Origin of the sequence: Nannocystis pusilla (genome assembly GCF_020073745.1) — a bacterium.
GTDB classification, from domain to species: domain Bacteria; phylum Myxococcota_A; class Polyangia; order Nannocystales; family Nannocystaceae; genus Nannocystis; species Nannocystis radixulma.
Window position 1 is genome coordinate 194,803 of sequence record NZ_JAIRAU010000048.1, and the last position, 8,065, is coordinate 202,867.

Here is an 8,065-nt window from a genome sequence, read left to right on the forward strand (position 1 = left end):
CTATTGGGTACCCACGAGGTCGACGATGTCCGACGCCACCACGCCAGCTCCCAACCCCTCCAAGCGGTCTCCCGCCTCGATCCTGGTCGCGGTCCTCGGGTTCGCGGCGACCATCGGGGTCGGCTTCTACGCCGGGCAGTGGGTCCGCGACCGCTTCTTCGTCCCGTCGGCCAAGCTCGAGGTGGGCGACCGCTACCGCGCCGAGCTCCGCGGCGACGAGCCGCAGCTCGGGCCGAACGACGCGCTCGTCACCGTCGTCGAGTACTCCGACTTCCAGTGCCCGTACTGCGCCAAGGTCACCGACCCGCTGAAGGACGCGATGGGCACCTACGAGGGCGACGTGCGCCTCATCTTCAAGCACTACCCGCTGCCCGGGCACACCGCGGCGCCGGGCGCGGCCCAGGCAGCGTGGGCTGCGCACCAGCAGGGCAAGTTCTGGGAGATGCACGACCTCCTGTTTGCCAACCAGAAGCAGCTCGACGACAAGAGCCTCGAGGGCCACGCGCAGAAGCTCGGGCTCGACGTCGCCAAGTTCAACGCCGACCGCACGAGCGACGCCGCCAAGGCGGCCGTCGACAGCGACTACACCAGCGGCGGCAAGGCCGGCGCGACCGGCACGCCGTACTTCCTGGTCAACGGCCGCCCCTACTCGGGCTCGCTGCCGGCCAAGCAGTGGCGCGAGATCTTCGAGTACGAGCGCGAGCAGGCCCGCCAGCTCGAGAGCCAGGGCACGCCGCGCGCCGAGGTCTACGGCGCGCTGATGAAGGACGCCAAGGACCAGCGCGGCCCCGGAGCCGGGCCCGGCAAGGCGCCGAGCCAGCGCGACGACGGCCCCGACCCGAGCAAGACCTATCGCGTCCCGCTCGACGCCCGCCCGCAGTGGGGCCCCGACGACGCGCTCGTCACCATCGTCGAGTTCAGCGACTTCCAGTGCCCGTTCTGCAAGCGCGTCAACGGGGCGATCGAGGACGTCAAGAAGAACTACCCGAGCGACGTGCGCATCGTGTTCCGCCAGCGCCCGTTGGCGATGCACCCGCAGGCGCGCATCGGCGCGCGGGCGATGCTGGCGGCTCACCGCCAGGGCAAGGCCTGGGAGATGCACGACCGCCTGTTCCAGAGCCCTTCGGACATGTCTGAAGAGGCGGTGAAGAATCACGCGCAGGAGCTCGGCCTCGACGTGGCGATGTTCGAGCTCGACCTCGCCGCCGCCGAGACCGAGCAGATGGTCAAGGACGACGAGGCGGTGGCCAACCGGCTGCGCAGCGGCGGCACCCCGTCGTTCTTCATCAACGGCCGCTTCCTGTCCGGCGCCCAGCCCTACGAGTCGTTCAAGGCCCTGATCGAGGAGGAGAAGGCCAAGGCGCAGAAGCTGGTCGACGAGGGCACCCCGCGCGCGCAGGTCTACGAGAAGATCATGGCCGGCGCCGAGGAGAAGCCGGGCAAGTGAGCGCCGCGCGGCCCCCGGCGAGCCGGCAAGTACCTGTCCTCGAGGACAGGGAGGAGCGCCGCGGCCTCATCGGCCCGCTGGCCTACGTGGTGTTCATCCTCATCGGCTCGCTGTGGATGTTCTGGTTCGCCGCCTCGCTCGGCCCCGCCGCCAAGGCCCAGGCCGAGGCGGCCTGCCGCGCGCTGCAGCCCGAGCCGCGCTCCGGCCCCGCGCCCGAGTTCTCGCTGCAGGACCTCGCCGGCCAGACGGTCAGCCTGCAGGACCTGCGCGGCAAGTTCGTCGTCATCAACTTCTGGGCCACCTGGTGCGAGCCGTGCATCCGCGAGTGGCCGCAGCTCGACCGCCTGGCCGAGCGCCTGCAAGACCGCGACGACGTGGTCGTCCTGGCCATCAGCGTCGACCAGGACCAGAGCCTCGTGGCCCCGTTCCTCGCCCGCATGGGCCTCGAGCAGAGCAGCGTGCGCGTGCTGTGGGACCCGACCGGCAAGCTGCACAACCAATACGGCAGCGAGAAGCTGCCCGACACCTACTTCGTCGACGCCGCCGGCCAGCTCGTCCACGCGTACATCAACGTGCGCGACTGGGGCCGCCCGGCCGCCCACCACTGCGTCGAGTCGATGCTGGCGCGGCAGTAGTGCCGGACAGGAGGCGTCGTGCTGATCCAGTTCGTCGTCGAGAACTTCCGCTCGTTCCGCGACTAGACGGTCTTCAGCATGCGCGCCGCCAGCAACGTCGCACGCGGCGTCGACGCGCCCCAGCATCGGCCAGGGCGTCGACAAGCCTGTAGGCGTGCGTCCCCGGCTCGCTCGGCCAACGCTCGCCAGGCTTGCCGTCGAGTGCATGTGCGTTACGGCGGCTCGAGTGAGCGCTCACGGCAGCGCCGCGAGCTGGTCGATCGACTTCTTCAGCGTCGAGCGCAGGCACTCGAGGCAGTCGTTGCTCTTGAAGATCCCGCAGCCCTTGCGCGGGGTCTTGTTGAGCCGCTGCAGCGCCGGCAGGCCGCGCTTGTCGTTGGCCTCGGCGATCCGCTTGACCGCCGCGCGCTTGGCCTCGCAGCTCTCGGCCTTCTCGAGCAGGGCCAGGCCGTGCAGCCACAGCGGCACGTCGACCTCGGGCTCGTAGGCTAGCACCGCCTCGGCGGCCTTGAATTGGCCGCCGCGCCCCTCCGCCAGCAACGTGGTCGCCGGGCCGCGCAGGCCCTCGGGCAGCTCGCCGGGGTCGTTCTTGCTGGCCGAAGGGACAGGGCCCGAAGGACCTGCCCCTTTGGACTCGCCGCTCACGCCCGGGTCGGCGGCCGTCTTGCCGGCCGCGGGCACGAACTCGGCCGGTCGCTCGCCGTCCTCCGCGGGCGGCGGCTCCTCGCCGCCGGGCTGGCGGACCGCCCACAGCACGACGATCAGCGCGGCCGCGCCGACGAACACGGCGATGAAGCCGGTCAGGCCGCGGTTGGGCGCCGCGGGTCGGGGCGCCGGCGGGATCGTGTTGGGCGGCGGCACCGTCGCCACCGGCACCGCGCCGACGCTGCGGCTGAGGGCCCGCAGCGCGTCGCGGACCTCGCGGGCGGTCTGCGGGCGCTGCTTGGCCTCGCGCGCGAGCAATTGCTGGATGAGGCGTTCGAACTCGATCGGCAGGTCGACGACCTCGCCGGCGAGGGACGGCGGCGCCTGGGTCAGCTGGCGCGTCAGCAGGTCGGACATCTCGCCGCCGTCCCACAGCGCGCGACCGGACAGGCACTCCCACAGGATCACCCCGAGCGCGTAGAGGTCGGTGCGGTGGTCGGTCGGCTCGCCCATCGCCTGCTCGGGGGCCATGTAGCCGGGCGTGCCCATCACCGTGCCGAGGCGGGTGAGCGGCTCGGCCCCGGTGCTGGCGCCGGCGACGCGGGCGATGCCGAAGTCGAGCACCTTGACCACCTCGCCGTCCTCGCGCGGCTCGAGCAGGATGTTGTCGGGCTTGAGGTCGCGGTGGACGATCCCTATCGCGTGCGCGGCGGTCAGCGCGTCGGCGATCTGGGCCCCGATGTCGCACGCCTGCTGCCAGCGCAGGCGGCCGCGGGCGATGATGTCGGTCAGCGACGAGCCGCGCACCAGCTGGGTCACCAGGTACGCGCCGCCGCCGGGCAGCGGCCCGAAGTCGATCGCGCTGGCCACGTTGGGGTGCTCGATCTGCGCCGTCGCCATCGCCTCGCGGCGGAACCGCTCGGCGATCTCCTCGTTGCCGGTGTACTCGGCGTGGATCATCTTCACCGCGACGAGCTTGCGCAGGTTGAGGTGCTCCGCGGTGAACACCGCGCCCATGCCGCCCTCCCCGAGCAGGTCGCGCAGGTGATAGCGGCCGTCGAGGGTGTGGCCGACCCACGCGGTCGGCGGGGCGTCGGGGTTGGGGAGCGGCGAGGCGGCTACGTTCACGGCGACCGCGGGATTATAGGCGGTTTATCGGGTCAGGGGCGCGCCGGCTGTCGCGGGGTCTCGATATACTGCCCGCGCCCCTGGAACCGGGCCTCGCGGGGTTGTCCCACCCGCGCAGTCCTCGCTCTCGGGGCCGCCATCGTGGAGGTTCATATGTCCGAAAGACCAGCTCGGAGCGCAGCCCTCGTCCTCGCCGCCCTCGTGATCGCGTGCGGCAAGCCCGTCGACCCGTCCGGCAACGAGGACGCCACCTTCACCAAGGCCTCGATGGCCGTCCAGGCGCCGACCGGTGACAACCGCCCGCTGTCGGCCGATCTCGCCGTCGAGCCGGTGTCGATGCTCGTGACCTTCAACCGCCTCAAGTCGGCCGACAAGCTGCAGGAGGCGCTGAACAAGAAGCCGGGGCAGTTCAGCCACATCGACCTCGACAAGGACGCCAGCCCCGACCCGCTCACGGTCGCCGACCGCCCGTCCAAGGACGGCCACGCGTTCGAGATCCGCGTGCGCCCCTCGACCGGCGAATTCGTGGTCGCGACCATGCTGTTCGACCAGGAGTGGAGCTACCTCGGGCATTACGACGGCGTCATGGGCGGCGCCGCGTCGACGACCGCCCGCCCGCTGCCGGCCGCTCCGCTGCCCGGCGCGCCCGCGACCGCGCCCGCGCCCGTGGTCGTCGCGACGCCGCCCGCCGCGGTGCCCTCGGCCGCGCCGGCCCAGGTCGCCGCCGACACACCGGCGCCCGCGCCGACCGCAGCTCCTGCCGCGCCCGCAGTCGCCGCGACGCTGCCGCCGACGCCCGCGGTGGCCGGCGCCGTGCAGGCCGTCCCGCCCGGCAGCGCCCAGCCCGCTGCCGCTGCGCCGAAGAGCCCGTAATCAGAACGCCCACGTCGGGCTGACCTCGCCGCGGGGGCGCCGGCAGGCATGGTCGCGCTCCTGCCTTCCGGAGCATGTCCTCTCAGACATGCTCCGAACAGCATGTCCAAAAGCTCAGCACCGCCGCCGCCGCGTCAGCAGCCCTGGTGAACGAGGTCTCGCTCACGACGACCTCCGCCCCGGCTGGACCACGATCGGCGGGCCGCGACGGCGCGGCACCTTGCCGAAGATCGCCGCCGCCGACTTGACGCGCACCGACTCGCCGACCTCGCGGACGACGCTGCGCAGCACCGGCGGGGCGAGGGCGGCCCCCAGCGCGAAGCCGCCGAGGTGGGAGAACCACGCGAACTGCCGCGCGTCGGAGAACATGGCCATCGCCGCCTGGAAGCCGACCCATGCGCCGAGGTAGATCCACGCCGGGATCTTGAGCTGGACGTACACGAACGGCAGCGTCTGCAGCAGCCGCGCGCGCGGGAAGATCACGAGGTAGGCGCCGCACACCCCGGCGATCGCCCCCGACGCGCCGATCACCGGCGTGCCGGTCGCGCTGGTCAGCAGCAGCTGCAGCAGGCCGCCGAACAGACCTGCCCCGAAGTACAGGATCAGGAAGCGCTTGCGGCCGAACACGTGCTCGACGTTCCTGCCGAACACGTAGAGGAAGTAGAGGTTGAACAGGAGGTGGAACCAGTCGGTGTGGAAGAACGCGTGGGTGAGGACGGTGTAGAGGCGCAGCGGCTCGGCCACCACCTTGCCGGCCACCAGCGCGTACTCGCGGGCGTAGATCAGGCCGAGCACCGAGGCGACGTAGCAGCCGACCAGCAGCGCGGCGAGGCCGAGCACGACGAAGGGGATCCCGCGGCGCGGGTTGTCGACCTCGATCGGCAGCTGGGTCAGGACCTGCGCCGCCCAGATCAGGCCGCGCTTGGCCAGCTGCACCGAGCGGTCCTCCTGGCCGGCGCGGGTGCTCGAGCGGGCCAGGGCGTGGCGCTCGTCGCCGTCGAGCCACAGGCCGCGGCAGCGCGGGCAGCGGTCGACCGGGGTCTTCAGCATGCCCGGCAGCAGGTGCTCGTTCATGAAGCCGTGGCCGCGCGGACACATGCGCCCGGCCGAGCGCCCGACCATGGTCTTGAGGAACGCCGGGTCGACGTCGGCGTCGCCGAGCTGGTCGAGCTCGCCGTGGTCGAGCCACACCCCGAAACACACCGGACATGTATCGAGGGTCAGGTCCCCCGGGACAGGTGACTCGCGCGCCGGCAGCTGGCGCCAGCGCCCGGTCCTGGCGTGCCGGCGCAGGTGCACGGCCACCAGCGCGTGCAGGCTGCAGGCCGGGCACTGCGCCGACAGCGGCGCGGCGGCCGGAGCGGGCGCCGTCCCGGGCGGGTCCCCGTGGCCTGTCTCCTGGGGCATGTGCGGCGCGAGCAGGTCGGGCGGGCGCAGCGTCGGCGGGCGCGTCGCGGGCGGCAGGTGAGGGGCGAGCAGGTCGGGTGGCTGTCCCTTGGGACCTGTCTCTTTCGGCAGGTGAGGGGCGAGCAGGTCGGGCGGCCGGCGAGTGGGCTGGCCCTTGGGACCTGTCTCTTGCGTCATGTTCGCGGTCGAGGCGTCGCTCGCCGCGGCCCTGGCGGTCCGCCCGGATCGGGGCCCGGACGGGCCATGGAGCGACTCAGCGGGCACGGGCGCGGAGCGGCAGCATAGACGCTCACTGGCGGCGCAGCCAGGCCAGGACCTGGTGCTCCAGGCCGGGCCGATCGCCCATGCCGAGGTCGAGGCCCGCGCGGAAGCCGACGTGGCCGCCCGCGACCCACCGGGCCACGACGTGGCTCGGGAGGTCGCGCAGGTGCGGCGCCACCGTGGCCGCGGGGACCATCGGGTCGCCGGTCGCGGCGACGATCAGGGTCGGGAGCGCCAGCGCGCGCAGCCGCGGGCCGGCGCTCTCGCGGGCGTAGTAGTCGTCGACGCTGCAGAAGCCGTGGCGCGGCACGACCGCGAGGCGGTCCCAGGCGCGGATGGTGGTGAGCGCGGTGATCGCCGACATCGGCGTGGGGACGGGCCGGCGGGCGGCCACGGCGGCGTAGATCTCGCGCAGCCCCGAGAGCACGTGGGCCCGGTACACGGCGCCGCGCGGCCGGTCGATCGCGGCGCAACCGGCGGCGAGGTCGAGCGGGGCGCACACGCTGGCGACCGCTCGCACCCGCGGGTCGCTCGGCGCCATCGCCCAGCGCAAGGTCATGTGTCCGCCGAGCGAGAAGCCGATGACGTAGACGCGGACGTAGTCGGCGAGCGCCGGGCTCCGCAGGGCCGCGACGAGGTCGTCGACCAGGCCCGCGTGATAGAAGTCCTCGCCGCTGCGGTCGGCGCCGCGGAGCGACAGGCGCAGGCTGTCGAGCCCCGCCGCTGCCGCGGCCCGGGCCGCCTTGATCACGTAGCTGCTGTCGATCGCGCCGCCGAGGCCGTGGATCAGCACCACCAGCTCGCGCGCGGCGGGCAGGCGGGCGAGCGCGCCGGTCAGCCGCACCTCGCCGACCCGCGGGTCCTGCAGGGTCGTCGACCAGTCGGCCGCCGCGGGCGCCTGATGCGGCAGCAAGCGATGGCGCAGGTTGGGCCCGATCGTCCAGAGGTGTCCGAGCATCGCGCTCGCCGCATAGCACGGGTACATAGGAGGATCCACACGGCCCCTGCGCCGCGCGTCACCGCGGGTGCGACCGCCGGTCGCCGCGCCGTTGACCGCCCCGGCCCCGGCGGCTAGCGTCGCGCCCGTGACAAGCCCTGACGGATCTGCACCGTCTCCGCGGCCGGAGACGCAGTGGCGCGGGCCCAGCCTGCGCGCCGTGATGATCGGCATCTTCGTGCTCGGCGGGCTGATGGCCCTGCAGATGCACCGCGCCTACGTCCAGGGCGAGCAGGTGGTCCAGGCGATGTTCCCGGTGATGGCGGAGAGGGGCAAGTCGCTCGACGCCGAGGGCTGCATCGACGCCGTGATCGCCTGGCACAAGCAGTGCGAGGCGACCGCGGTGATGTGCAACCACGGCGTCAAGCAGGCGATGTTCCACTGCCTCCAGGCCCAGGACCGCAAGGAGGGCTGCACCAAGCTGCCCGCCAGCGAGAGCATGGACGGCAAGTGGGTGTTCCTCACCTGCAAGGAGCGCGGCACGCAGTGCAAGCGGACCAAGGACTGCGCCTGCGCCGACGCCTACCGCGCCTTCGACAGCTTCTGTCGCACCGATCAAAAGGCGGTCCAGCTGTGAGCGGCGACCTCGGCCCCGACGCGGGCACCTGTCTTTCAGAGCATGTCCCTGCGGCCAGCGAGCCGCGGCGCAAGCGGCACACCCCGGCGCGCGAC

At 72.8% G+C, this 8,065-nt stretch carries 7 protein-coding genes; 4 read left to right on the forward strand and 3 right to left on the reverse strand.

Annotated features, from left to right (window positions below; all coding sequences use genetic code 11):
- Positions 1-25: 25 nt before the first annotated feature.
- Both K7C98_RS35850 and K7C98_RS35855 read left to right on the forward strand, forming a co-directional pair.
- Positions 26-1,447 (forward strand): DsbA family protein, encoded by a 1,422-nt coding sequence (locus K7C98_RS35850; protein WP_224196371.1) that lies wholly within the window; start codon positions 26-28, stop codon positions 1,445-1,447.
- Positions 1,444-2,082, forward strand: a complete 639-nt coding sequence (locus tag K7C98_RS35855; protein WP_224196372.1) for a peroxiredoxin family protein — start codon at positions 1,444-1,446, stop codon at positions 2,080-2,082. Before K7C98_RS35850 ends, K7C98_RS35855 begins: the two co-directional genes overlap by 4 nt.
- Positions 2,083-2,316: 234 nt before the next feature.
- On the opposite strand, the gene K7C98_RS35860 is transcribed toward K7C98_RS35855, so the two are convergent.
- Positions 2,317-3,855, reverse strand: a complete 1,539-nt coding sequence (locus K7C98_RS35860; RefSeq protein WP_224196373.1) for a serine/threonine protein kinase — start codon at positions 3,853-3,855, stop codon at positions 2,317-2,319.
- Positions 3,856-4,008: 153 nt separating this feature from the next.
- On the opposite strand from K7C98_RS35860, the gene K7C98_RS35865 reads away from it, so the two are divergent.
- Positions 4,009-4,728 carry a hypothetical protein gene (locus K7C98_RS35865; protein ID WP_224196374.1) on the forward strand — a complete coding sequence of 240 codons (720 nt, stop codon included), beginning with the start codon at positions 4,009-4,011 and terminating at the stop codon, positions 4,726-4,728.
- A 162-nt stretch (positions 4,729-4,890) separates the two neighbouring features.
- On the opposite strand, the gene K7C98_RS35870 is transcribed toward K7C98_RS35865, so the two are convergent.
- Both K7C98_RS35870 and K7C98_RS35875 read right to left on the reverse strand, forming a co-directional pair.
- Positions 4,891-6,312, reverse strand: coding sequence for a rhomboid family intramembrane serine protease (locus K7C98_RS35870; protein ID WP_224196375.1), 1,422 nt, complete (start codon positions 6,310-6,312; stop codon positions 4,891-4,893).
- Between the two features lie 112 nt (positions 6,313-6,424).
- Positions 6,425-7,354 carry a YheT family hydrolase gene (locus tag K7C98_RS35875; protein ID WP_224196376.1) on the reverse strand — a complete coding sequence of 310 codons (930 nt, stop codon included), beginning with the start codon at positions 7,352-7,354 and terminating at the stop codon, positions 6,425-6,427.
- A 127-nt stretch (positions 7,355-7,481) separates the two neighbouring features.
- Between K7C98_RS35875 and K7C98_RS35880 the strand changes: the two genes are divergently transcribed.
- Positions 7,482-7,970 (forward strand): hypothetical protein, encoded by a 489-nt coding sequence (locus tag K7C98_RS35880; protein ID WP_224196377.1) that lies wholly within the window; start codon positions 7,482-7,484, stop codon positions 7,968-7,970.
- The last annotated feature ends 95 nt before the right edge of the window (positions 7,971-8,065 follow it).

Excerpts from the sequence above, each read along its gene's own strand:
- K7C98_RS35870 (WP_224196375.1), bottom strand. The coding sequence starts at position 6,312 with ATGACGCAAGAGACAGGTCCCAAGGGCCAGCCCACTCGCCGGCCGCCC.
- K7C98_RS35875 (WP_224196376.1), bottom strand. The coding sequence starts at position 7,354 with ATGCTCGGACACCTCTGGACGATCGGGCCCAACCTGCGCCATCGCTTG.
- K7C98_RS35865 (WP_224196374.1), top strand. The coding sequence starts at position 4,009 with ATGTCCGAAAGACCAGCTCGGAGCGCAGCCCTCGTCCTCGCCGCCCTC.
- K7C98_RS35850 (WP_224196371.1), top strand. The coding sequence starts at position 26 with ATGTCCGACGCCACCACGCCAGCTCCCAACCCCTCCAAGCGGTCTCCC.